22 protein-coding genes are annotated in these 25050 nt (G+C 59.4%); 11 read left to right on the plus strand and 11 right to left on the minus strand.

Annotation, left to right across the window (positions count from 1 at the left end; translation table 11 throughout):
• Positions 1 to 153 precede the first annotated feature (153 nt).
• Together selD and QP915_RS01240 are read left to right on the plus strand one after the other, a co-directional pair.
• On the plus strand, positions 154 to 1137 hold the full coding sequence (gene selD / locus QP915_RS01235; protein WP_284767583.1) for a selenide, water dikinase SelD: 984 nt from the start codon (positions 154 to 156) through the stop codon (positions 1135 to 1137).
• A gap of 1 nt (position 1138) precedes the next feature.
• Entirely contained in the window at positions 1139 to 1729 is a 591-nt protein-coding gene (locus QP915_RS01240) for a hypothetical protein (RefSeq protein ID WP_284767585.1), read from the plus strand.
• Here the strand turns inward: QP915_RS01240 and nrfD are convergent.
• The 5 genes from nrfD to QP915_RS01265 all read right to left on the minus strand — a co-directional run bounded on the left by nrfD (position 1726) and on the right by QP915_RS01265 (position 9068).
• Complete coding sequence (gene nrfD, locus QP915_RS01245) at positions 1726 to 2841, minus strand: NrfD/PsrC family molybdoenzyme membrane anchor subunit (protein ID WP_284767587.1); 1116 nt, start codon at positions 2839 to 2841, stop codon at positions 1726 to 1728. The genes QP915_RS01240 and nrfD overlap by 4 nt on opposite strands.
• Complete coding sequence (locus QP915_RS01250; RefSeq protein WP_284767589.1) at positions 2838 to 3896, minus strand: 4Fe-4S dicluster domain-containing protein; 1059 nt, start codon at positions 3894 to 3896, stop codon at positions 2838 to 2840. Before QP915_RS01250 ends, nrfD begins: the two co-directional genes overlap by 4 nt.
• Positions 3897 to 7163 carry a formate dehydrogenase-N subunit alpha gene (gene fdnG, locus QP915_RS01255; protein ID WP_284767590.1) on the minus strand — a complete coding sequence of 1089 codons (3267 nt, stop codon included), beginning with the start codon at positions 7161 to 7163 and terminating at the stop codon, positions 3897 to 3899. It abuts the gene before it with no gap.
• A 47-nt stretch (positions 7164 to 7210) separates the two neighbouring features.
• The gene (pcp, locus tag QP915_RS01260) at positions 7211 to 7798 is read right to left on the minus strand and encodes a pyroglutamyl-peptidase I (protein WP_284767591.1); all 588 of its coding nucleotides are present in this window, start codon (positions 7796 to 7798) and stop codon (positions 7211 to 7213) included.
• A gap of 187 nt (positions 7799 to 7985) precedes the next feature.
• Positions 7986 to 9068 carry a thermonuclease family protein gene (locus QP915_RS01265; protein ID WP_284767593.1) on the minus strand — a complete coding sequence of 361 codons (1083 nt, stop codon included), beginning with the start codon at positions 9066 to 9068 and terminating at the stop codon, positions 7986 to 7988.
• 281 nt (positions 9069 to 9349) lie between these two features.
• On the opposite strand from QP915_RS01265, the gene QP915_RS01270 reads away from it, so the two are divergent.
• The gene (locus QP915_RS01270) at positions 9350 to 10711 is read left to right on the plus strand and encodes a dicarboxylate/amino acid:cation symporter (protein WP_284766368.1); all 1362 of its coding nucleotides are present in this window, start codon (positions 9350 to 9352) and stop codon (positions 10709 to 10711) included.
• Positions 10712 to 10779: 68 nt separating this feature from the next.
• Here the strand turns inward: QP915_RS01270 and QP915_RS01275 are convergent, their stop codons facing one another.
• The 4 genes from QP915_RS01275 to ychF all read right to left on the minus strand — a co-directional run bounded on the left by QP915_RS01275 (position 10780) and on the right by ychF (position 15112).
• On the minus strand, positions 10780 to 11709 hold the full coding sequence (locus QP915_RS01275) for a PRC and DUF2382 domain-containing protein (RefSeq protein WP_239277863.1): 930 nt from the start codon (positions 11707 to 11709) through the stop codon (positions 10780 to 10782).
• A gap of 514 nt (positions 11710 to 12223) precedes the next feature.
• Complete coding sequence (locus QP915_RS01280) at positions 12224 to 13135, minus strand: cation diffusion facilitator family transporter (RefSeq protein WP_225747177.1); 912 nt, start codon at positions 13133 to 13135, stop codon at positions 12224 to 12226.
• A gap of 227 nt (positions 13136 to 13362) precedes the next feature.
• Positions 13363 to 13896, minus strand: a complete 534-nt coding sequence (locus QP915_RS01285; RefSeq protein WP_225747178.1) for a type 1 glutamine amidotransferase domain-containing protein — start codon at positions 13894 to 13896, stop codon at positions 13363 to 13365.
• Between the two features lie 130 nt (positions 13897 to 14026).
• Positions 14027 to 15112 carry a redox-regulated ATPase YchF gene (gene ychF / locus QP915_RS01290; protein WP_239228025.1) on the minus strand — a complete coding sequence of 362 codons (1086 nt, stop codon included), beginning with the start codon at positions 15110 to 15112 and terminating at the stop codon, positions 14027 to 14029.
• 47 nt (positions 15113 to 15159) lie between these two features.
• Here ychF and QP915_RS01295 point away from each other — a divergent pair, with 47 nt between their 5' ends.
• The 3 genes from QP915_RS01295 (at position 15160) to QP915_RS01305 (ending at position 18602) form a co-directional block, all read left to right on the plus strand.
• The gene (locus tag QP915_RS01295) at positions 15160 to 16629 is read left to right on the plus strand and encodes an AI-2E family transporter (protein WP_284767595.1); all 1470 of its coding nucleotides are present in this window, start codon (positions 15160 to 15162) and stop codon (positions 16627 to 16629) included.
• Positions 16630 to 16665: 36 nt separating this feature from the next.
• A complete protein-coding gene (locus tag QP915_RS01300) occupies positions 16666 to 17736 on the plus strand; it encodes a DNA recombination protein RmuC (protein WP_284767596.1) in 1071 nt (356 codons plus the stop codon).
• A 62-nt stretch (positions 17737 to 17798) separates the two neighbouring features.
• Positions 17799 to 18602, plus strand: coding sequence for a DUF6542 domain-containing protein (locus tag QP915_RS01305; protein WP_284767597.1), 804 nt, complete (start codon positions 17799 to 17801; stop codon positions 18600 to 18602).
• A 65-nt stretch (positions 18603 to 18667) separates the two neighbouring features.
• Here the strand turns inward: QP915_RS01305 and QP915_RS01310 are convergent, their stop codons facing one another.
• Positions 18668 to 19618 (minus strand): 4-hydroxy-3-methylbut-2-enyl diphosphate reductase, encoded by a 951-nt coding sequence (locus tag QP915_RS01310; protein ID WP_284767598.1) that lies wholly within the window; start codon positions 19616 to 19618, stop codon positions 18668 to 18670.
• 141 nt (positions 19619 to 19759) lie between these two features.
• Between QP915_RS01310 and xseA the strand changes: the two genes are divergently transcribed.
• Genes xseA through QP915_RS01325 form a run of 3 tightly spaced genes read left to right on the plus strand, consistent with a single transcriptional unit; the run spans position 19760 to position 21660 of the window.
• Positions 19760 to 21001 (plus strand): exodeoxyribonuclease VII large subunit, encoded by a 1242-nt coding sequence (gene xseA, locus QP915_RS01315; protein ID WP_284767599.1) that lies wholly within the window; start codon positions 19760 to 19762, stop codon positions 20999 to 21001.
• A gap of 21 nt (positions 21002 to 21022) precedes the next feature.
• Positions 21023 to 21292, plus strand: a complete 270-nt coding sequence (locus tag QP915_RS01320) for an exodeoxyribonuclease VII small subunit (protein ID WP_005323588.1) — start codon at positions 21023 to 21025, stop codon at positions 21290 to 21292.
• Entirely contained in the window at positions 21292 to 21660 is a 369-nt protein-coding gene (locus QP915_RS01325; protein WP_284767600.1) for a hypothetical protein, read from the plus strand. Before QP915_RS01320 ends, QP915_RS01325 begins: the two co-directional genes overlap by 1 nt.
• Here the strand turns inward: QP915_RS01325 and QP915_RS01330 are convergent.
• Entirely contained in the window at positions 21644 to 22213 is a 570-nt protein-coding gene (locus QP915_RS01330; protein WP_284767601.1) for a DUF4245 domain-containing protein, read from the minus strand. The genes QP915_RS01325 and QP915_RS01330 overlap by 17 nt on opposite strands.
• 188 nt (positions 22214 to 22401) lie before the next feature.
• Here QP915_RS01330 and glpX point away from each other — a divergent pair, with 188 nt between their 5' ends.
• Positions 22402 to 23415: a class II fructose-bisphosphatase gene (glpX, locus tag QP915_RS01335; RefSeq protein WP_284767602.1), complete on the plus strand. Its 1014-nt coding sequence runs from the start codon at positions 22402 to 22404 to the stop codon at positions 23413 to 23415.
• Between the two features lie 85 nt (positions 23416 to 23500).
• Positions 23501 to 24901, plus strand: a complete 1401-nt coding sequence (locus tag QP915_RS01340; protein ID WP_239228018.1) for a class II fumarate hydratase — start codon at positions 23501 to 23503, stop codon at positions 24899 to 24901.
• Positions 24902 to 25050 lie beyond the last annotated feature (149 nt).

The raw sequence follows: 25050 nt of genomic DNA on the forward strand, positions 1-25050 counted from the left end.
GGCATTCCTCGGTACCGAGACACCTACCAGACGCTACATTCACCACGGTGCGCCACGGTGGCTCCTGCGGCGCCCGAGGAGATTCCTTTGCTGCGCACTATTCCCCCGTTAATACGCAGCAAGAAGCTCCCGTAGAACTAGTAAAATAGCCGTATGACCGAAGATATTAAGCTCACCTCTTTCGCGGCCGGTGGCGGCTGCGCCTGCAAGATCCCCGCTGGACAGCTGGAATCCGCCGTCGAAGGCCTCATTGGTAAGGCCGACCCCAACGTGCTGGTCGGCTTGGACGATGGCGATGATGCCGCAGCCGTAAAGATTCAAGATGGCCTGGCGGTTATCTCCACCGCGGACTTTTTTACGCCCATGCTCAATGACCCCTATGACTGGGGGCGGGTAGCCGCGGCCAATGCGCTCTCTGATCTCTATGCCATGGGTGGCACCCCGGTTACCGCCATCAACCTGGTGGGCTGGCCCAATGAAAAGCTTGGCCTGGATGTGCTGCGCGAGGTCTTGCGCGGCGGCATGGATATAGCCACCGAGGCCGGCATCTCCGTAACGGGTGGGCACTCCATCACCGCGCCCGAGCCGCTCTACGGCATGGCAGCTACCGGCATCGTGGCCCCCGACAAGCTCATGCGCAATGACGCCGCCGAGCCCGGCCTGCCCATCACCCTGACCAAGCCCATTGGCGTGGGCATCCTCAACAACAAGCACAAGGCCACCGGCGAGGTCTCCCAGGCCGCGGTCGATTCCATGACCACCTTGAACCGTGAGGCCGCCCGCGCCGCGGTGGAGGCGGGCGTGCGTGCGGCCACGGACGTCACCGGCTTCGGGTTGCTCGGCCACCTGTACAAGATGTGCCGAGCCTCCGGCATCGCCGCGGAGCTCGACTTTTCCGCCGTGCCCACCATCGAAGGCGCGAAAGAGGCGCTGGCGGAGGGCTTCATCCCCGGCGGCTCCCGCCGCAATCTGGACTGGGTGCGCCCACACCTCGATACCTCCTTGAGCGAGGAAGAGCTGGTGCTGCTTGCCGACGCCCAGACTTCCGGCGGCCTCCTCCTCATCGGCGAGGTTCCTGGCTACCCCATCATCGGCCACACCACCGAGCGCACCGGCGATGCGTTCATTAAGGCCTAAGATGCGCCGACGCCTCCCCGCTTTCCTCGCCCTCGCCTCCATCACCCTTGCCGGGGCGGGGCTGGTGGGGTGCTCGTCCGAGGGGGCATCGCCAAGCGGATGCTCCCCTGTTGATAGTGCCGCGGTGCGCGAGGCCCTGCCAGATTCGCTCGGCAAGTCGAAGCTCGACCCACACTCCACCGACAAGGATGAACATTCCTTCTCAGTGCTCTACCGTGCACAGGATAAGGAGCAGGTCAGCCTGCTGGGGACGAAGTATGAGGCCGAAGGCTCACCCGTCTGCCCCGATGACCCCGATGAGGCGGCGCAGCGCTACTTAGAGCTGCTACACGACGACCTCGATGCCAAAAACGCCGCCCAACAGCGCCCCGCCAATGAGTACTCCCCCTTCGAGTTCACCGCCGCTGACAGGCGCTTTTATTGCTCCGCCTGGCCGGTCGAAGATTCAGTGTCGACCACCTGCGTCACCACCGTGGGCGATGTGGCGCTGAACTACTACCTCCACCGTGATGGCCGCGACTCCGCAGCCGAGCAACAACGCATGGAAGACATCGGCTCGGAGCTCGCCCCCGCCCTGCAGGACCTGGACTAGTCCGGGCTCACCACATCGTGGTCGAGCCCCTGCTCGCGCCGGCGCTTCTCCGCCCGGCGCTTCTGCGGCCCGATGGTGGTCTCCGGGTTCTTCACCGCTTCCAAGCCGGCGTTGAGCATGCCAAAGCGCGTGCACGCCGAGCCTGCCAAGAGCGATAGCCCAGCAACCACCGAGACTGCCCGCGACTTCGTCACCGCAGCCACTGCACTACCGACACCGCCAGCCGCGATGAAGTATTCCGAGGCCTTCATCAACGCGCCCGGCCTGCCCTCGTGCAGCGCCTCGCGCGGCTCCGGCTCCATGCCTTCCTCCAGCACCTTGGTCGCCACCAGATCGCTGGCTGCCGCGGCCATACCCAACACACGGGCCGGTCCCGCGTGCTCGACCGGAGTGGTCACCATAGCCAGGCCTGACGACGCCGCGCCCGCCGAGGAAACGAAGACATACGGCAGGTGCTTTTTCATGTCATTCCACACCGGGTTCGAGGTATTGGACAGCAATACCGCGGTATAGCCCGCGAGCGGGCCGCCAAGCACGCCGGCGACCGCGCCCGCCGGCCCGGCCGATTGCTTCAGCGCCGTACGCACAAACTTCGGCAGCGGCAGCTTGTGGCCAGTCGCCGCATCCACTTCCGCGGCGGCAGGCAGCGCGGCCGCGCTGGCAAAGCCCGACAAAATCCACGAGCCTATGGACATTGGCGAGGTCACCTTGAAGACACGGAACATGTTCAGGGCGCGCTCCGGGCGACCCAAATCCAGAATCAAAAAGACCGATCCCACGGCCGCCGCGCCAAAGGCAGAGATCCGCGTGGTGCGACGCAGCGGCGCATTGCCCACGGCCTGTGCACCAGCGGCCAAGAGTCCCGAGCCACCGCTCACACCGCCCAGAAAGAGGTAGGCGCCGATGGGCCATTCCCACGGCGGTGCCTTCACCACTGGGCGGCCATAGTAAGACGAGAACTCGAAGTCTTGCGCCATGCGCTCCTCTTTGGAGCCGTCCTGCGCGCCGGCGCCCGGCCGCTTCCGCTTCTTCTTCGGCTTTGTACCGTCGAACTTCCGGTAGCGATTGCGGCGCTCCGGCTGCGGTGGACGGTATTCATCAAAGTTGCTCATTTGCGTCCCCCAATCAGGAAGGAACCGGCCACGGCCAACGCCATGCCGCCGATAGCCTTGGCTGCGGTCTTATACATCTGCGGCAAATCGGCCGTCGGCACGCGCGGATCCGGCGGCAAACCGTAGACCTCAGGTGAATCCAAAAGCAGGAAGATGGAGCCGGTTCCGCCCACGCCATCGTCCTGGTTGGCACCGTAAAGGCGGGCCTCGGTAAGCCCTTGCTCGTGCAATACGCGCACGCGTTCCTTGGCTGCGGCCACCATCTCCTCGTACGGGCCGAACTGAATGGAATCAGTAGGACAGGTCTTAGAACATGCTGGCTGTTCGCCCTGCTTCAGGCGGTCGTAGCACATGGTGCACTTTTGGGCGACGCCCAAGTTCTTAATCGGCATTGACTCGCCTGGTGTATGGTCCGGCCCTTGTGGGGCAAGCTGCTTAAGCTTTTTCAACACGTTCACGCCGGCATGGGAATTATCCACGTAGTCCACCGTGGCCGTCTTGTCATACTTCAGCGCCACACCGCCGTCATCGCGGCGCTCGATGACGCCAAACGGGCAGCCGGCCACGCAAGTGCCGCAGCCATTGCACACATCATCCTGGACCACCACAGTGCCAAACTCGGTGCGGAACAGCGCGCCCGTAGGACACACGTCCAAGCAACCCGCATGCGTGCAGTGCTTACACACATCCGAGGACATGAGCCACCGGAACGTATCCGTATCCGGCGGGGTGGTATCAACCTCTGGGTCCTGCGCCCCTACCGAAGGCATGCCCAAGGAAATGAGATTCTTTCCCTCCTCGCGGGCCTGCTCGATGCGGTCATTGTTTTGCTCCACAAAGGCCACGTGCCGCCAGGTATTTGCACCCAGTGCGCCGGTGTTGTCATAGGAATCACCCGTGACGTCATAGCCTTCTACCGGGTTGCGGTTCCACTCCTTGCACGCCACCTCGCAGGCCTTACACCCGATACACACGGAAGTGTCGGTGAAAAAGGCCATGCGGCGGTACTTGTCGTAGCCATGCCGGCTCGCGTTTTCGGTCAGCAGATTTGTCATTTACTTACCTTCTTCGCTTTCCTCGCCCTTCTCGCCGTGCTCATCCGCGTCCGCGGGCTGCTGCGGCTCTGGGTTATAGGTGAAGGAATCATCCACGGTGAGCAGATCATTACCGGAATCCAGGTTCAGGTGCGCGCGCTTCTGATACTCCTTGAGCATCTCCACACGGGCCTCGCCGCGCGGGCGACGCCCCGGCTGGATATCGCAGGCGCCGATCTTGGAATTCTGGATGAATACGTTCGGCTCCAACGTAAGGCCCAGCAGATCATTGGCGCCATCGCCTGCAACTGCCGTGGAATCGGACTCGCCATAGTGATACGGCAAGCCGATCTGGTGGAACTCCTCACCATTGATCTTCATCATCTGCATGCGATCAGTGACCAAGACCTGTGCCTCAATGACGCCGCGCGGCGAGACGATGGTGGCCCACTTGCCGTTTTCCAAGCCACGCTTTTCTGCCAAGGCCTTATCAACCTCGCAGAAAAGGCCCGGCTGCAACTCCGCCAGGTACGGCAGACGGCGCGACATCGCACCCGAGGTATACATCTCGGTGAGGCGATAGGTGGAAAAGACGAATGGGAACACCTCCGAGCCCGGCTCGCCTGGCTCTGGGCGCGACAGGTTGTCTGGGCGCTTAATGGTCAGGCGCGTCGGCGATTGCTGCTGTTTGTACAGCACATTGTGCACCGGAGACTCGTGCGGCTCATAGTGGGTGGGCAATGGGCCGTCGGAAAGCCCCGACGGCGCAAACAGCCAACCGCGGCCATCCGCCTGCATGATGAAGGCATCGGTGCCGTCGAGGGCGTCCGGACCCACGGCGTCGACCGGAGCCTTGTAGTCCGGGGCCTTGGTAGCCGGGAAGTCCGGCACGTCATCGCCAACCCATTTACCCTGGTCAGCATCCCACCACACATATTTCTTGCGCTCCGACCACGGAGTGCCGTCCGGCTTCGCCGAAGCACGGTTGTAGAGCAGGCGGCGGTTGGCCGGCCATACCCAACCCCACTCCGGAGCTACCTCGTTTTGCTCCGAACCCGGAACCTTGCGCGCGGACTGATTAATGCCGTCCTTAAACACGCCGGTATAGATCCAGCAACCACCCGAGGTACTGCCATCGTTTTTCATCTCCACGAAGGCAGGCAAAAGCTCGCCCTTCTTCGGGCCCTCTAGGTAGTAGCCGTTGATCTCCTTGAGGATATCCTCAGAATTCGGCTCGCCTTCCTCGGTTTCCACATAGTCCCACGTGACCTTCTGCAGAGGAATATCTCGCGGATCAGTGGAATCGCGCAGGCGCTCCTTAATCTTCTTGCCCAACTGGTAGAAGAACCACAGGTCACTCTTGGCCTCGCCCGGCGGCGGCGCTGCTTGGAAGCGCCACTGCAGCATCCGCTGCGTCTGGGTAAAGGTGCCAGCCTTTTCCACGTGTGTGGCCGCCGGCATCAAGAAGACCTCAGTGCCGATGTCTTCGGTCTTGAGCTCACCGTTTTTAATCTCCGGCGAGTCTTTCCAGAAGGAGGCGGTCTCAATCTCCTGGAAATCGCGCACCACCAGCCACTTCAGCGCGGCCAAACCGCGGCGCTGCATTCCGCCGTTGGACTGCGCCACGGCCGGATTCTGGCCGAAGACAAAATAGCCTTCCACCTGCTCATCCAGCATTGCCATGAGCGTTTCATAGGTTGAATGCGCGCCAGAGATGCGCGGCATGAGGTCATAGCCCCAACCGTTGTCCTTGGTTGCCGCATCGCCCCAATAGGACTTCATCAGCGAGACCGCGTAGTTCTCACCGATCTGCCAAAAGCCCTTTTGCGACTCATTACGGATTCCATCGACAAACTCTGGCCAGCTTTGCTTATCGACGCTCGGCATGGGCAAATACCCCGGCAACGAGTGGAACAACGTCGGGATATCGGTAGATCCCTGAATCGAGGCGTGACCGCGCAGCGCCATAATGCCCGAGCCAGGACGGCCCACATTACCGGTCAACAGCTGCAAAATAGCTGCGGTACGGATGAACTGCGCACCCAGGGTGTGCTGGGTAAAGCCCAACGCATAGGCAAAGCAGGTGGTGCGATCCGGCGTGGAATTCCGCGCGATCGACTCCGCCAAGTAATAGAAGTCCTCCTGCGCAATACCGCAGGTCTCCTCCACTACCTCAGGCGTATAGCGCGCGTAGTGGCGCTTGAGAATCTGGAAGACCGAATTCGGATGCTCTAGCGTCTCATCGCGTTCCACATTCCACGACGCACCCTCCGGCTTCTGTACGTACTGCCACGAATCCGTAACGTACTTGCCGGTCTCTGGGTCATAACCAGAGAACAGACCGTCCAGATCTTCGGTGTCTTGGTAGTCCTCCGAAATGATCATCGGCGCATTGGTATACGCCACCACGTAGTCATGGAAGTACAGCTCGTTTTCCAGCAAATAGTTAATGACTGCGCCCAAAAGCACCACGTCCGTGCCGCCGCGAATGCCAATGTGGCGATTCGCAAAGGCTGACGTGCGCGTATAGCGCGGATCCACGTGAATGATGCGTGCACCACGCTTCTTGGCTTCCACCACCCACTGGAATCCCACGGGGTGACACTCGGCCATGTTAGAACCCTCAATGACGATGCAGTCCGCATTCGCCATATCCTGCAGCGGTTGGGTTGCGCCGCCGCGGCCAAACGAAGTTCCTAGACTAGGAACAGTGGCGGAGTGTCATATGCGCGCCTGGTTTTCGAGCTGAATCGCACCAGCGGCGGTAAATAGCTTCTTGATGAGGTAATTTTCCTCATTATCCAAGGTCGCACCGCCCAAACCGGCGATGCCCATCGTGCGGTTGAGCGCACGTCCTTCATCGTCCACATCCTGCCAGCCATTGCGGCGGGCCTCCAAGAAACGATCCGCAATCATCTCCATCGCGGTATCTTCATCAAGATCCTGCCACTCCGTAGAGTGCGGCGCACGATATTTGATCTTGGTAAGGCGCGTAGCGGAGTTGATCAACTGCTCCGACGCAGAACCCTTCGGGCACAGGCGTCCACGAGAAATAGGCGAATCCGGGTCGCCCTCCACCTGGATGACGCGGTCATCTTTGACATAAACGCGCTGCGAGCAACCAACCGCGCAGTACGGGCACACCGACTGCACCACGCGGTCCGCTTCCACGGTGCGCCCATGCTTATCTTTACTCTTTTGAGACTGCGTATTGACGTCCCTACCGAAGGGATCGCCACTGCGCAGCTGGCGCACAACCGGCCAGTTGAGAGGGCTAAAGCGAGACATGTCCTTTAATCTATATTTCGCCGGTTAAAAAAGCCACAAAGGCTACCCTAACTAGCTTGCACCACCCGGAGTGCTCGCTTAACCCCCTCGACGATCTCCGCCAGCTCCATCATGGGCTTTTCCGTTTTCTCCTGCTCTGTAATGAACGGGACGTGGACAAATCCGGCGCTTATCCTAGTCCCCGCGAAGTGATGCAAGAGACCATAGAGCAGCTGGTTACACACGAAAGTCCCGGCCGTATTCGACAACCGCGCCGGAATATCCTCCATCGCCGCAACCATTTCCTTTACCGGCAGCGTAGAGAAGTATGCCGCCGGGCCGCCTTCCACAACCGGTACATCCACCGGCTGATAACCCTCATTATCAGGAATCTCGGCATCCATAATGTTAATCGCGACCCGCTCCGGGGTGATATGCGCCCGCCCACCGGCCTGGCCCAGACACACTATGGCATCGACCGCCGAGCCCTCCGCGGCCTCAATCGTCCGACGCAGCGATTCCCCAAACTTCGTCGGGATCACCAGCTTGATGAGCTTCGCGTCCCCAATGCGATCCGGTAGTTGCTGAAGAGCTCGTTCCGTGGGGTTTATGCTCTCTCCGCCGAAGGCGTCAAATGCGGTTACGAGGATTTTCATGCTGCCAGTATTCCAGATTCCGGGACCCTCCCTCCCTTCGCGCTCACCGGCAGCGCCAGGTTGACGCTTCCCCTTGGCCCCGGTGAGCGGGAAGGGTGTAGGCTCCAATCCCCCGCTCCCCCCGCGCTCACTGGGAGCCATACTCAAAGCACTCAGGGCCTGCCCGTGAGCGCGAAGGGCAGGCTGCCTAACCGATCTGCTGCTTCGTAGTGCAGTCGATCTTCGCGTAGGAACGCCCTTTCTTATCCACGGACGTCATGGCATAGTTTCCGCCATAAGCTCGACACCCGGTGTAGTTATCGACCACCGGTGCCGGCTGAGGTGCGGGCTGCTGCTCGGGGGCTTGATAGCCAGCCACCTCGTCAAGCGTTGGCTGCTCCGCTACCTCTACTTCCGGCGCATCGTGCTCCTGCTGACGAATCTCTTTTTGCTGCTGCTCTGCACGGCGGCGTTCTTCTTCCTGGCGCTCCTTTTCGCGCTTCTCTTCCTCCCGTTCTTTCTCCTCCAATTTCTCGAGCTCTTCGCGGGCTTGCTTCTCCTTCCCTTCAAGCTCGCGTTCCTTCTTCGAGGCAATCTCCTTGGGAGCATCCGGATATGCCGCCTTCTGGAAGGTGCTTCGAGCATCTTTGCGGTGAGTCAGAGCCGCTAATCCGGCCTTCGCTGCTGCTGACTTGTCCAGTACATCCTCGTAGCCTGCACTATCAGCTTCCCCGGAAGCTACAAATGCTGCCGCCGCAGCTTCTGCGCTGCTAAGCGCCTCGGCCATGTCCTCATCGCTGGAAACCTTGCACTCGTCCGAGACCCCAAAGATCCCTTCGCCAGCGTCTTTAGGGCCGCGTTCGGCATTGTGCACTTCGTCGTAAAACTTGTCGTTTCCGCCAAATACAACCGCCGTGGCTAGCCCTTCGGCCGCGACATCCGCGTTAATGAAGTCATCGTCAATAAAGACACCGGCAAGAGTGCGGCCGTACTTGTCGGTCCGCTCGGAGTCATATTCCAACCGAACCTCCGTCCCCTTTGGCAACCGTCCTTCCAAGTACCGCTTGGCTTCCTCCGCGAGGCACTCACTCGGTTCGCCGTTATGGCCGATTTCAGGCGTATCAATATTAAGTAGACGGACGCGGGTATTTTCGCCGTCGAGGTCGACGTCAATGGTGTCACCATCGATCACTCGATTGACCACCACAGTATCTTCATCACCACCGCCTAAAGCTACGGAAGCTACTGCGCCAACTGCAAAAATGCCAACGAGGGGTTTAACCCAGCCCATAAATGTTCCTCCTGAGAAAGATAGAGAGAATAGCTACTTAAAGTTAGCAATGGGAGACATGTGACAGCTCAAGCTCCCCTCCCTTCGCGCTCACCAGCGCCCTAAAACCAGCGCAAAAACACCTTTCCGTGAGCGCGAAAGGTGAGGTTTCGGCCACGGCAGATAACTCGCACTTTGTACCTACAGACGTAGAAGGAATAAGCTGAGCGATGTTGAAGTTGAACAGGACAGTATCTGAAAAATAGTCCGATCTGTCCATTTTTATTTTCAAAGGAATCTTTATGTCTCAACAAGAATCTTCGCGCTCCAAGCTTCCCGGCTGGGCCACGGGATTCGGTGCTCAGGTCATCGCGGGCCTCATCATCGGCCTTATCCTGGGCTTCATTGCTTCCGGCATGGATACCGACCCAGACAACCCGGGCTGGTTGACTACCCTGCTCACGGGAGTCGGCAACGCCTACGTCCAGCTGCTCAAGGTGATGATCCCGCCACTCATCTTCGCTGCAGTTGTTACCTCCGTCGCTAATCTGCGCAAGGTAGCCAACGCCGCTTCCCTGGCAGTTTCCACGCTTGTATGGTTTGCCATTACCGCATTCTTCTCCGTCTTGACGGGCATCATCGTCGCCGTCGTGATGAAGCCGGGCATCGGCACAAGCATCGATGCTGCCACCGCGCAGGATCCTTCCCACGTCGGTTCATGGACCGCGTTCTTTGAGCAGCTTCTGCCCCAGAACTTCGTAGGCCTTTCTGCCTCGCTTTCCGACGGCGAAGTATCCCTCAGCTTTGGCGCCCTCCAGCTCCTTGTCATCTCGCTGGCCATTGGTATCGCCGCTGTCAAGACCGGCAAGTCTGCTGAGCCTTTCCTGCGTTTTACCGAGTCCTTCCTGAAGGTCATTCAGGTCATCCTCTGGTGGATTATCCGCCTTGCCCCGATTGGCACCGCGGCCCTCATCGGTAAGGCCGTAGCCACCTACGGCTGGGATGCACTGGGCTCGCTGGGCAAGTTCGTCCTAGCCATGTACGTAGGCATGGGCCTGGTATTTTCCGTGGTCTACCCGGCTGTGCTGAAGTTCAATAAGATCCCGGTCATCGGCTTCTTCAAGCGCGTGTGGCCGGTGACCTCGCTGGGCTTTGTTACCCGTTCTTCGATGGGCGTCATGCCAGCTACCGAGCGTTTCAGCGAAAAGGCTATGGGCGTTCCGTCCGAGTACGCTTCCTTTGCCATTCCGCTAGGAGCAACCACCAAGATGGATGGCTGCGCTTCCGTATACCCAGCCATCGCCGCCATCTTCGTCTCCCAGTTCTACGGCATTGACCTTGACTTCACCCAGTACCTGCTCATCATCTTTGTGTCCGTTATCGGTTCCGCCGCTACCGCAGGCACCACCGGCGCAACGGTGATGCTCACCCTGACGCTTTCTACGCTCGGCCTGCCACTGGCCGGTGTTGGTCTCCTGCTTGCCATCGAGCCAATCATTGACATGGGCCGTACCGCACTCAACGTCACCGGACAGGTGCTGTGCGCCACCATCGTGGCTAAGCGCGCCGGCATCCAGGACAAAGCAACCTGGGATGCTGCCGAGAACGGCGTCAAGCACATTATGGATTCTGACTCGGCCGAGACCATCGGAGTCAAGGCTTAAACCAGTCTCCTAAAAGGCAAAAAGAAACGCCCGCAAGGTAATCCTTGCGGGCGTTTAGCTATGCGCTTTTACTTCTTGAGGCCGTCAACACCATCGGTGTCGATCTGCTCCTTGCGCAGCTCCTCAGTGTGAGTCTCGGTGTCGCGAACGGTGTCCTTCTTCAGGTTGATCTTCTCAACCGGAACGGTCTCCTTGTTCACGTCTACGCGCTCCTCGTGCAGGGTGACGGAAGCTTCCTCGGAGTCACCGGAGATAGCGCCGTTGTAGTTCTTTGCATCCTCAGCGTTGATCGGAGTGCGCTCGACGCGAACCTCTTCGCGCTCAACCGGAACCTCGACGGTCTCGGTGTCGGTCACAACGTACTTGCGCAGGCGAGCCTCACCGGTAGCCACGCGCTCCTTGTTGACGTTGAGCTGCTCCTCGGAACGGATGAGCTCGCCATCGTTGTTGGTGCGTGCAGCCGCAGCGTTGTCAGCTACGCCAGCCTTTCGCTCGGTAGCAGCGGCGTCGGTGGTGTGGGTGGCTGCCTTCTTCTCGTCAGCGTGTGCACCGGCAACGCCTGCACCTGCAACACCTGCGCCAGCACCAGCAGCGCCAGCACCTGCGGTCAGGTTGTGATCCTTGTCAGCGCCAGCCTGAACGTCGCGCTTGGAGTCAAGGTTGGAATCCTTGTAGTCGGTTACGTCGTGTGCGCTTTCCAGACCGTAGTGCTTGAAGATATCGGACTGTGCCTCAGGGGTCAGCGGCTTATCGGAGTCGAACTCCGGAGCATCCTTGATACGGTCCTTGGAGAAGCCCAGCTTCAGGTCATCGCCGGAGAAGTCGTGCCCACGCAGCGGAACCAGGCTGGAGTTCATGCCGAACAGGCCGTGGTTAACCTCAACGAAGGTAGGCTGGCCGGACTGGTCATCAACGAATACCTCGTTAACATCGCCCAGCTTCTCGCCGTTATTGTCGTATGCGGTTGCGTTAAAGAGGTCCTTAATGTTCTTACCCATTGTCAGTAAATCCTTTCTGCTATTGGTATAGCTATCTTCAAGCAAACAAAAGGACATTTTCTAACCCCAACACGTGGAGTGTGGGGGTGAAAATCTCCAATTGATTGCTGTGACAACCACCATACGGAGAATTCAAAATTTTTCGACCGGCAGAGAAAATTTTTCTGAATTTTGTTCACCGAAATCCGTCTTAATGCAGCTCAGAACAGTTGGTAACGGTTCTATAACATTGGAAACCCTGCACCATAAGCACCCGAACCACGAAAACCGAGTGTCGATTCTCTCGCCCGCAGCGCTTTACATGCACCCCTTCACGATCTCCAAATCGTCCACTGTTCACCACACCCCCAAAATGCGGTGACAGCTACCCCACAGGATTCTCTAAAGAGGGGGTACTTTTTCTCCGAGTATCCACAGGCGGTATACAGGCCCGTACACCCGAACGGGCCTACACACATATTGGTCTAGTACGCATACACCACAGTGGTCGGCAGAAAACTAAGAAGACTAAGTCTTAGCGGAATAGGTACGGGCGTCGATTTTCCAAGCCAGCCGGTTCCACGTGAATGAACGCACTGCAGCCTGGGTAAAGCTCGTCGAGGGCAACCTCCACTGCGTCTGCAACCTCGTGAGAGTGCATGACACTCCACTCCCCTGGCACCTCCATGGTCAGGTACACCAACCGCTGGCGGCCAGAGGCCACGGTGCGACGATCCGTGAAGTTTACCGAGTGTTCCTGCTCCAGCCGAGCTAGGAGCTGCCTAATGTTCTGACGCTCGTCGTCGGGAAGCGCCTCAGAAAGCAGGCTACTCACCGAATCGCGCAGGAGGCTATAGCCCGTCCATAAGATATTGATGCCCACTGCAAGCGCCACTACAGGATCCAGCCACCACCAGCCAGTAAGGAATACGGCGGCGATGCCGACAAGGACGCCGACGGAAGTCCAGACGTCGGTAAGCAAATGGTGCCCATCCGCCTCCAAGGTGGCGGAACGGTAGCGCTTACCTGCATGTATGAGCGCGATGCCCACCGCGCCGTTGAGCACGGACGAAAGGGTTGACAACGCCAAGCCCCAGCCCGGCTCTTCAATCGGCTGCGGAACAAAGAAGCGTTGGATCGCCGTGTACACGATCATGCCGGCCGCAATAAAAATCATTGCGCCCTCTACCAAGGCGGAGACATACTCGGCTTTGCCGTGGCCAAACTGGTGGTTATCGTCGGCCGGCTTAGAGGCAATCCGGAGGGCATAAAAGCCGGCGACGGCCGCGACGAGATTCACGAGGGATTCGAAGGCATCAGAGAGGAAGCCCACCGAGCCGGTAAACCACGCGGCCAAGGCCTTGAGGATGATGGTAGCCACAGCGGCGGCGATGGATAGCTGCATGAAGCGCTCAAGAATGCGCTGCTCTGAGCCTATGGAGGACATAGTCACTTCTCCCTTCGGTTCGGTTGCGGACCGAAGGTCTCGTTCACGGCCGCGGGCACTGCGGGCGCTGGCTGGCCGGGCTAAACGCCAGTATGTCGACCAGTCATCTCGGAATTAACCGAGGGAACTACTCCCCTTCTGGAAATCCTAACTTTATAGGGCATGTGACACCGGCGCAAGATCGAAAAAAGCCACGGGAAACTCCCGTGGCTTAAATTCGTGAAGCTTTAGTGCTGGCCCTCTGCAAACTCTTCTACCAGCTTGGCGTTAAAGGCTGGCAGGTCATCTGGAGTGCGGGACGAGACCAAGCCCTGGTCGCAGTGGACTTCCTCATCTACCCAGGTGGCACCTGCATTGCGCAGGTCGGTCTGCAGGGACGGGAAGGACGTCAGGGTGCGGCCCTTGAGGGCTTCAGCATCAGCCAGGATCCAAGCACCGTGGCAGATGGCGCCGAGCGGCAGATCCTTGCTCATGTGGTTGCGCACGATTTCCACCGCAGCCTTATCCAAGCGGATGAGGTCAGCATTATCGGTACCGCCAGGCAGAATGATGCCATCGAAAGACTCGCTAGTGGAGTCAGCGGTAGCGGCGTCAACGGAAATCTCCGTGCCCTTCTTGCCGGTAATGGTGCCGGCCTCTGGGGCGAGGACACGCACGATAGCGCCTGCGTTCTTCACGGCCTCCAACGGGGAGGTCAGCTCAGAGTCTTCGAAGCCATCGGTAGCGATGATGGCAATGGTCTTGTTATCTAGTTCAGCCATGTTGCAACCTCCTTTGTTCGGGTGCGCCGCCCACAGTAACGCGGAAGTTTCGTCTTCGCTACCTTCTCTTGCGCGCGAGTGGGTTGCGCCTTCCCCCTCTAACAAAGGGCCACTTCAGAGCGGTGTGGAATCAGCCACCAATCTTAAAGTCGCACACATCGCCGTCCTGCATGATGTAGTCCTTGCCCTCTTGGCGGACCTTGCCATGCGCACGAGCCTCAGCCATGGAGCCGGCCTCTACAAGATCATCGAAGGAAACGATCTCGGCCTTAATGAACTTCTTTTCAAAGTCGGTGTGGATAACTCCAGCTGCCTGCGGTGCGGCAGAGCCTTGCTTAATGGTCCACGCACGGGCCTCCTTCTCCCCGGCGGTGAGGTAGGTCTGCAGCCCCAGGGTGGCAAAACCTGCCTTAGCCAGGGTGGCTAGGCCCGGCTCATCTTGTCCTACGGCCTCGAGCAACTCGCGGGCTTCGTCTTCTTCTAGCTCGAGCAGCTCGGTTTCGGTCTGCGCATCGAGGAATACGGCCTCAGCCGGGGCGACGAGCTGGCGGAGTTCTTCCTTCTTAGCGTCGTCGGTAAGCACTGCTTCATCCGAATTGAAGACATAGAGGAAGGGCTTAGCCGTCATCAGGTGCAGATCGCGCACGAGTGCGAGGTCAATCTCGCCCTCCTTCGCCGCGGCGAAGAGGGTGCGATCATCTTCCAGAATCTCCTGGGCCTTCTTGGTTGCCTCCACCTCGGCGGCCAAATCCTTGTTCTTGCGCGCATCCTTTTCCAGGCGCGGCAGGGCCTTTTCGATGGTCTGGAGGTCCGCGAGAATGAGCTCGGTATTAATAACGGAGATATCGTTGCGCGGGTCCACCTTGCCATCAACGTGAATAACATTGTCATCAGAGAAGGCGCGCACCACCTGGCAAATAGCGTCTGCCTCGCGGATATTGGCTAGGAACGCGTTGCCCATACCTTCACCCTGGGAAGCGCCGGAGACGATGCCGGCGATGTCCACGAAGGACACGGTGGCAGGAAGGATGCGCTCAGAGTTAAACATCTCCGCCAGTTGGGTCAAGCGGGAATCCGGCAGCTCCACCAGGCCCACGTTGGGCTCGATGGTGGCAAATGGGTAGTTCGCCGCCAGGATCTCGGAACGGGTCAGGGCATTAAACAAAGTGGACTTGCCCACATTGGGCAGGCCGACGATTCCTAGTGTAAGACTCACGGGGCCAATCCTAACGCACCCGCCTTCTTTTAAGGCAAGATGGTGGGGTGAATTCTGATAGCCAACCGCTGCCCGATGACCCTCAAGCGGGCTTGGGCGATAAGTTTGATGAAAGCTTCGACACCAGCAAGCTGGAAGATGTATCCCCACATCCACCAGGCGATCAGGTTGACCGCTCCGTCATCGCCGGCGAGGTGGTTAAGTCCGCCTCCCTATGGGCCGTTCGGCTGCTCATCATCTGCGTTTTCCTCTACGCCCTCTACCGTTTACTGGGTAACTTCTGGCAGGGCCTTTTGCCGGTGCTTTTGGCCCTTATTATCTGCACCGTTCTGGCGCCGGTGGCGAAGAAGCTGCGCAATATTGGCCTGCCCGCCGCGTTGGCGGCCGCCGTAACCATTTTGGTTTCTTTCACGGCTGTTGGCGGCCTCATTGCGTTTGTTGCCCCAGATTTCATGCGGCAATCCCGGTCACTGTATTTGCAGACGGTCTCCGGCATCCAAAGCCTGCAGCTCTGGGCCCAGGGCCCACCGCTTAACCTCGATAGCGATGACATGAGTAGCTACATCGACGAGGCGGCGTCCTGGCTGCAGCAACGTGCCGGCGCCATCGCAGGCTCGGTCTTTACCGGCATCGGCACCGCCACGTCCATCTTGGTCACGCTCTTCATCGTGCTGGTGCTGACCTTCTTCTTCTTGAAGGACGGCGCCAAGTTCCTTCCTTGGCTGCGCGATGCCACGGGCAAGCGCGCCGGCTGGCACCTTACTGAGCTGCTTACTCGCGCCTGGAATACGCTGGGCGGCTTCATTCGCGCGCAAGCGGTTGTCTCGCTTGTCGACGCCGTCTTTATCGGCGTCGGCCTCGCCCTTATCGGCGTTCCGCTGGCCATGGCTTTGGCGATCATCACCTTTATCGCGGGCTTCATTCCTTTCGTCGGCGCGATCGTCGCCGGCGCCCTCTCCGTCACCATCGCGTTGGTCTCCCTTGGCGTCACCAAGGCTCTGCTCGTCCTCGGCCTAGTGTTGCTGGTCCAGCAGTTGGAAGGCAATGTCCTCTCGCCCTGGCTGCAGTCCAAGGCCATGGACCTGCACCCGGTCATCGTCCTGGTTTCCGTAACGGTAGGCTCAGCTCTCTTTGGCCTGATAGGTGGCTTCCTCGCGGTTCCGGCGGCCGCGATGTTTGCGGTGGCCTACCGCTACGGCCAAGACATGATGAAGCTGCAGTCGGGCGAAAAGACCGCCGCGGATCTCGACTTTTCTACCGTGGCTGGTTATCTCATCGGCCGCTACACCGAAGACCAAGGGCGTTATAAGCGCGAGGCATGGCTCAAGATGCCGGACTATGCAGCCCCAGAAGGCGCGTTTGCCGACGTCTCCGCGGACGGCGATTCCACTTCCCTCGACGCCGCCCTCAATGTGGAATCCACCCCCAAGGAGCATGAAAAGCCCGGCATGCGCGCAAACCTGCGCCGCGCCCGCGATGCCTTCGAAGGCCTGTTGAACGGAGATTCGAAAAAATAGTGAGTCGTGTCGGCGGCGCGTGCCATGCTGGAAGCCATGACTTCCACTTTGCCCGTGCTGCTACTTTTTATCGGCCTCATCCTCGGCGCGGTAATGGGCTGGTTAGCCCATTCTTACTCCGCTACGCGCTCCGCGCCGAGCGCCGAGCACCGCGCGCTGCAAGACTCGCAGCGCCGCCAAGCCGAACTCCAACCGCTAGAAAAGGCCATGGACCGCTTGGGATTTCAGCTCCAAGAAATTGAGGAAGACCGCACCGCGCTGCTCGCCTCCCTCTCCAGCCAGGTGCAGGCGGTGACCCGCACCTCTTCCCGCCTGACCGAACGCACCGACAAACTAGTGACCGCTTTGCGCTCACCCAATGTGCGTGGCCGTTGGGGCGAGGTGCAATTGGAGCGCGTGGTTGAGCTCGGCGGTATGACCAAACATGTGGACTTTGATTGCCAGGTCTCCGCCCCATTGGGCGGGCGCATCGTACGCCCTGACATGCTCATCCATTTGGCCGGTGGCCGCCACATCATCGTCGATGCCAAGGTTCCTTTTACCTCTTACCTTGACGCCCTGGAAACCGATGACCCGGAAGAGCACGCCGGCTTCCTCCGCCGCCACGCGCATTTAATGCGCGGCCACGTCCAAGCACTATCGCAGAAGGACTATATTGAGGCGTTTCAACCAACGCCCGAGTTCGTTATCCTCTTTGTTCCCGCAGACCCCTTCCTTGATGCCGCATTATCGGTAGACCCGGAACTTATCGAGTACGCCTTTGAACGCAATGTAGTGATCGCCACCCCCAGCTCGCTTTTTGCCCTCTTGCGCACGGTGGCCATGGGGTGGCACCAGGAAGATATTTCCGCCAAGGCAAAGGAGGTCCAGCGCTTGGGGCGCGAACTGTATACGCGCCTGAATACGCTTTCTGATCACTACGGAAAGGTGGGCCATAACCTGGAAAAAGCAGTCGAAGCTTATAACGCCACGCTTTCCTCGCTCGATTCCCGCGTGGGCGTCACCGCCCGCAAATTGCATGAGATGGATATCCCGGGCCGCACGGATCGCACCCCGCGGGAGCCCTTGCCTATTGATACGTGGCCACGCGGAAATTCGGCACTATAAATCCGCCGCTTTCGTGCGTGGAAATAGCCATAGGCCGGCGGCAACCGGTAGGATCTTCCGACGTGTCACAAGCCAAGCAAAGAAAGTCCTCCGCCGCCCAAAGCTCCGGTCTCCCCAGCATCACGCTGGGTAAGGGCCTTGGGCTGCTCGCGGCACTCTTGCTCACCGGCGCGTTTATTTCCATGCTGATGGGTTCCATCGGGTGGGCTTACCTCGCGTTCCTCGTAATCGGCTCACTGCTGGTGGCGCTCATCGTGGAAGAGCGCGGCCTCTTCCTCACCGTGGCTTCAATCCCCATTGTGTATGCCATAACGGTGGGCTTGGCCGGTTTCTTTATCACCAAGGCCAACTTGCCAGAGGGCGCATCGGCTTTTTCCAAGACGGCGACCATCACCGCGGCTTTCCCCCTTGTCCAGAGGTTCCTGTGGCTCCTCATTGCCCTGGTGGGCGCGGCAATCATCGCCTGGCTGCGCTGGGTACGCTTCCGCAAGACGGCCAAGCGCACCGCCGAAATGGAAACCGCTTCCCGCCGTGCCGACGCCAAACAAGACCGGCGCAACCGCGAGGAGCGCCTATCGGTTGCAGACTTGATGGCGCGCGATAAACCGGCAAGGAACTCCAAGCAGTCTCAAGCCGCTCCGCAGCGCGCCCGCGCCTCGCACACGTTGAAGAAGTCACGCCCCGCGCCCAAGGATCGCCTCCGTGGTCGCGACCGTGAAGAGCGTCGCCGAATGCAACAAGAGGAACGCGACAATCCACTGCGCCCGGATCCAGCCCGGCGCGCTGGCGATTCGGTTCCGGCGTCTCAGCAGGAGAAGGAACAGCCCAAGCAAGGTTGGGACGATAACCTCTACGACGAGGATTAAAGCAAAAAGAAAGGCCCGTTTCTGGGCCTTTCTTTCGTTTTAACCGCCGTATAGGCGAACGCTACTTACGTGCGTGCAGGACGCAGGTCGCGCGGTAGGGCGAAGGTAATCGTCTCGGTAGAAGTCGTTACCTGTTCTACGTCGCTATAACCGTGCTCGTGCAGGAACTCCAGTACTTCGCGTACCAGCAACTCAGGTACCGAAGCACCGCAGGTTACGCCGACGGTCTGGACGCCTTCCAACCAAGATTCGTCGATTTCCTTGGCAAAATCCACGAGGTGGGAAGCCTTGGCGCCTGCCTCCAGCGCCACCTCGACCAAGCGCACCGAGTTAGAGGAGTTCTTAGAGCCCACCACAATCATCAGATCACACTGTGGGGCGATGGCCTTAACGGATTCCTGGCGGTTTTGGGTGGCGTAGCAAATATCGTCTGAAGGCGGGTTCTCCAGGTGCGGGAAGCGTTCGCGCAGCTTATTGACGATGGTGATGGTCTCATCCACCGATAGCGTGGTCTGGGACAGCCAAATAAGCTTCTCATCCTGCAAGAAATCTGGCAGCTTGGCGACGCCCTCGACGCCATCGACGAGGTGGGTGACCTCAGGCGCTTCGCCGGCGGTGCCTTCCACTTCTTCGTGGCCTTCGTGGCCAACCAAGAGGATGTGGTAACCATCGCGCTGGAAACGCTGGGCTTCCTTGTGCACCTTGGTTACCAATGGGCAGGTGGCGTCCAAAGTAAGCTGCTTGCGCTGCGTTGCCTCTGCGCGCACGGCTGGGGAAATGCCGTGGGCGGAGAAGACTAAGTGGGCGCCTTCTGGTGCCTCAGAGGCCTCGTCGACGAAGATGACGCCGCGTTCTGCTAGAGACTCTACGACGTAACGGTTGTGCACGATTTGTTTGCGTACATAAATGGGCGCGCCGTACTTTTCCAGCGCCTTTTCTACGGTCTCGACCGCGCGGTCCACGCCCGCGCAGTATCCGCGCGGGGCCGCGAGGAGAACATTTTTGCCATCAGTCATGGCTCCCAGAGTATCGAAACACTACGCAAAACAATAGTGGGGTCTAACGTCACCTTTCTGGCTACCCCGAGCGGGGCAATAGACCGCGCTGGCCCCTAAACTAGACGGAAGAACACGGCAGACTGAAGAAAGGGAGGCTGTGTGAATCAACCGGCAAATACACCGGATACTCCTTGGCCCGTTGGCAAGGTCAATGACCAAGTCAAGGGCTGGATCGAGCGCCTGGGTTACCTGTGGGTAGAGGGTCAGTTGACCCAAATTAACTTCAAACCCACCTGGAAGCTGTCCTACCTCACTCTGCGTGACGTACAGCAGGAAAAGTCCGTGCAATTGACTTGCCCATCATCGATGTTGCAGTCATTGTCAGCGCCGCTGAAAGACGGCGACCGCGTCATTGTCCACGGTAAGCCTGCCTTTTACGCTGGACGCGGCTCCTTTTCACTATGGACCACCGAAATTCGTCATGTGGGCATAGGAGACCTGCTTGCTCGCATTGAAAAGCTGCGCAAACAGCTATCCGCTGAAGGCCTTTTCGATCCCGCTCGCAAGCGGCCTCTCCCCTACCTGCCGCACAAAATTGGGCTGATTACCGGCCGTGGTTCTGCTGCAGAGCGGGATGTGATGGCGGTAGCCCATGACCGCTGGCCAGCGGTGCAGTTCCGCGTCCTCAATACTGCGGTCCAAGGTGCGAATACCGTACCCGAGGTTATTGATGCGCTCCAGCAACTTGATGCGGATCCTGAAGTCGACGTCATCATCATCGCCCGTGGCGGCGGCTCCGTGGAAGATCTGCTGCCCTTCTCGGAAGAAGCACTGCAACGCGCAGTGGCTGCGGCAGGCACCCCAGTAGTCTCCGCCATTGGTCACGAGCCGGATAGCCCAGTGCTCGATAACGTCGCCGACCTGCGCGCTGCCACGCCTACCGACGCCGCAAAACGCGTCGTGCCCTCTGTGGCCGAGGAACGCGCCATCGTCGCAGAAGCTCGCTCTCGCATGGCGGCCGCGCTGCGCGGCTGGGTGGAAAGGGAACGTCGCGGCCTCGACAATATTCGTTCCCGGCCTGTCATGGCAGACCCGATGTCCCCTATCCGTGCGCGCCGCGAAGAAGTAGAGCGCACCCGCGCTACCATGCGGCGAGAAATTGAAGTCATGGTGGAGCGAGAAACCCGCCACGTGGAGTCGCTGCGCGCCCGCGTATCGGCGTTGGGACCGTCGGCGACTCTCGCCCGCGGGTACTCCATTGTCCAGGTAGTGCCCAAGGACGGTTCCGGGCCCGAGGTTGTCACCTCTTATAGGCAATCCCCGCCTGGCGCTCAACTGCGCATTCGCGTGGGCGATGGATCTATTACCGCAGTTTCTATGGCCTCCCAGGCCGCCGATTAATCACGAGACGAGGAGAAAATCATGTCCGATGACACCATTGGTACCGGCCAGCCAGGCCAGGATGCTTTTACCCCTGTAGAAGAATTGAGCTATGAGCAAGCTCGCGATGAGCTCATTGAAACCGTCAAGATTCTCGAGCTTGGGCAGATGGGCTTGGATGAGTCGCTAAAGTATTGGGAGCGCGGCGAGGCCCTTGCCCGTGCGTGCGAGGCGCACCTCGACGGCGCGGCGAAGCGTGTGGAAGACGCGCTCGATAAGGCCGAAGAAGCAGACGCTGAAGGAGACGAGTAGTGCAGATTTATGGGTATCCAGGCGAGCGCGTGGACTTTGTATCGAAATCCGCGGCCGCCGGTTCCATCATGGCGGGAGATTCCCGAGAATTCGTAGAAGAATTCTTCGGTCCTGCACACACCCGCGACGATAATGAGGTGAGCTACTTCTCCCAATCCGTGGTGCTGCGCTTTACGGACGACAAAGTACGCGAGATTGCCATTTATCCGCAGCGCTCGCAGCGTGAGCGCATCGATGTCTTCGCAGGAAAGACACGCCTCAGCGGCCTGGATGCGGAGGCTTTGGCGGAGGTTATTGCCCAGTCCGGCGACGGTCTTAGTGCCACCGCCGCGGAAGAAGGCTTGGGCGAAGTTATTTTTCGGCTATAGGTGCGGCGTCGATAAACGCAGCGGTAGCCGCCTCAAAGTCACTGTCGTTCGCGGCGCCGGAGATGATGAGGCGGGCATCGCCCAAATCCGTAACCCACAGGCGGCGCACGGAATCATCGTCGCTTTCTAGCACCCGCACTTGGTGCCCCTTGACCTCGCGGGCAGATTCAATGCCGCGGTAGTTGGAGTCGTACGCCTCGCCTGCTTTATCGGCCGCGACCTGCGTCTGCGTAGATTCCACAAATCCTTGGTCAGCGGTCACCCAGCTGACCACGGTGGCGTTCTCGCCGCCCATATCTACGCGGCGGGCAGCATTGGCCTCCCAGCCCTCCGGCATTTCGGGATTGCGAATTGCACCGACCCCTGCGCGGGCTTGGGTGTCTAGGAAGGTTTGTTCATCCACTTCCTGCACCACTCCCTGCTGGGTTTCGGAGTTAATTGAGCACAGGCCGGTCGCTCCCACGGCGAGCAACATCATAATCACCACGACGGCGAGGGACAGGGAGATGTCCTTCGCGCCTTCAAAAATCTTTGGTCTTTCTTCTGCAGCCACGCGCCTTAGTATCGCACGGCCTGCTTTCAAAAAGCCACACGGCCCCTTTTGCCCCGAAAGATCTGTCAATCCCCCACAAATGGGGCGCAAAATCGAACCCATTAGAGCAAAAAAGTGCGAGAATGGAAAGGTAGAGCATCAAGGGGAACACCCCTCGATGAGAAAACTATGGAAGGCAACCACTACACATGTCCGAAAATACGTCTTATCTTCCTGACCGCAACCTGGCAATGGAACTGGTTCGTGTCACCGAGGCAGCAGCGCTCGCTTCCGGCCGTTGGGTAGGCCGCGGCCAGAAGAATGAGGGCGATGGCGCGGCGGTCGACGCCATGCGCAAGCTCATCAATTCCGTAGCGATGAGCGGCGTCGTTGTCATTGGTGAAGGCGAAAAGGATGAGGCCCCCATGCTCTTTAACGGCGAAGAGGTAGGCACCGGCGAGGGTGCCGCCATGGATATCGCCGTAGACCCGGTCGACGGTACCCGTTTGATGGCAGAAGGCCGCCCCAACGCTATCTCCGTCATTGCGGCTGCCGAACGCGGGACCATGTATGACCCTTCCGCAGTCTTCTACATGGAAAAAATTGCCGTTGGCCCCGAGGCAGTTGGCGCTATCGACATCAACGAGTCCGTGGAATGGAATATCCAGTCCGTGGCAAAGGCAAAGAATATTCGCCCCACCGATCTGACCGTGGTGGTTCTTGACCGTCCCCGCCACGAACAGCTCATCTCTGAAATTCGCGCCGCAGGCGCCAAGGTGCGCCTCATCATGGATGGTGACGTAGCCGGCGCCATCGCCACCTGCCAGGATTCAAACTCCATCGACATGATGATGGGCATCGGCGGCACCCCAGAGGGCATCATCACCGCCTGCGCTATGCGCTGCATGGGCGGCGAAATCCAGGGCAAGCTGTGGCCGAAGGATGAAGAGGAAGCAGAAAAGGCCCGCGCCGCCGGCCATGATTTGGACCGCGTCCTCACCACTACTGATCTGGTCTCCTCTGAGAACTGCTACTTCGCTGCCACCGGCGTGACCAATGGTGACATGCTGCGCGGTGTTTCCTACCGCAATTCCGGTGCTACGACCCGCTCGCTGGTTATGCGCTCCAAGTCCGGCACCATCCGCTACATCGACTCCTTCCACAAGCTGTCCAAGCTGCAGGAGTATTCCGTCGTGGACTACGACACGCCAACCAAGAAGTAGGGTTCACCCCCGAAGGCGGCCCTTCTTTTGGTTCTCCGCCATACTGGAAAGCACACACTACCCAATTAACTGAGGTGATCTTCACATGACTGAATACCGCATTGAACATGACACCATGGGCGAAGTTAAGGTTCCTGCAGATGCCCTGTGGCGTGCACAGACCCAGCGCGCAGTAGACAACTTCCCTATCTCCGGCCGTGGCCTGGAAAATGCGCAGATTCGCGCCCTTGGCCTGCTCAAGGCAGCCTGCGCCCAGGTAAATAAGGACTCCGGCAAGTTGGATGCGGATAAGGCCGATGCCATCATTGCTGCCGCCACCGAAATCGCCGAGGGCAAGCACAATGACGCCTTCCCTATCGACGTATTCCAGACCGGTTCCGGCACCTCCTCCAATATGAACACCAATGAGGTTATTGCCTCCTTGGCACATAACAATGGCGTGGAAATTCACCCGAATGACCACGTAAACATGGGACAGTCCTCCAATGACACCTTCCCCACCGCTACTCACGTGGCCGCTACGGAAGCTGCTGTTAATGACCTCATCCCGGGCCTGAAGGTCCTGCACGAGTCCCTGACCAAGAAGGCCAAGGAATTCGCCGATGTGGTCAAGGCCGGCCGCACCCACCTGATGGATGCCACCCCGGTTACCCTGGGCCAGGAATTCGGCGGCTACGCCCGCCAGATCGAGCTGGGCATCGAACGCATTGAGGCCACCCTGCCGCGCTTGGGCGAGCTGGCCATCGGCGGCACCGCCACCGGTACCGGCCTGAATACCTCCGCTGACTTCGGCGCCAAGGTCACCGAGGAGCTGAAGAAGCTCACCGGTGTAAAGGAACTGAAGGAAGCAGAAAACCACTTCGAGGCACAGGCTGCCCGCGATGGCTTGGTGGAATTCTCCGGCGCCATGCGCTCGATTGCTGTATCCCTCAATAAGATTGCCAATGACCTGCGCATGATGGGTTCCGGCCCGCTGACTGGCCTGGCCGAGATTCACCTCAAGGACCTGCAGCCGGGTTCCTCCATCATGCCGGGTAAGGTCAACCCGGTTATCCCAGAGGCCGTCACCATGGTGGCGGGCCAGGTGGTGGGCAACGACGCAGCCGTAGCCTTCGGCGGCGCTCAGGGCCACTTCGAGCTCAACGTCTTCATCCCGATGATGGCGCGCAACGTACTCGAGTCCGCTCGCCTGCTGGCTAATGCTTCCCGCGTCTTCGCCGATAAGTGCATCGATCACATCGAGGCCAACGAGGAGCGCATGAAGCACTTTGCGGAGTCGTCCACTTCCATCGTGACCCCGCTCAACTCCGCCATTGGCTACGAAAACGCAGCTAAGGCAGCAAAGCACGCCCTGCACGAGAAGATCACCGTCCGCCAGGCCGTTATTGACTTGGGCTTCGTCGACGGCGAAAACCTCACCGAGGAAGAGCTGGATAAGCGCCTCAACGTGCTGAGCATGACTAACCGCGACCGCGATAACTTCTAAGTAATCGCCGTACCGCTTCCCCGCCCGGGCAGGACTCGGGCGGGGTTTTGCATGTCTGGGGTAAGGGGGCGTCGACAAGCGCTATGGCATAGCACACATTAGAGGAAACGCACCTCTAAAATCACCACTTTTGCACTTGGTGCAAGTTT

This window comes from Corynebacterium sp. MSK158 (assembly GCF_030229085.1).
Lineage (GTDB): Bacteria > Actinomycetota > Actinomycetes > Mycobacteriales > Mycobacteriaceae > Corynebacterium.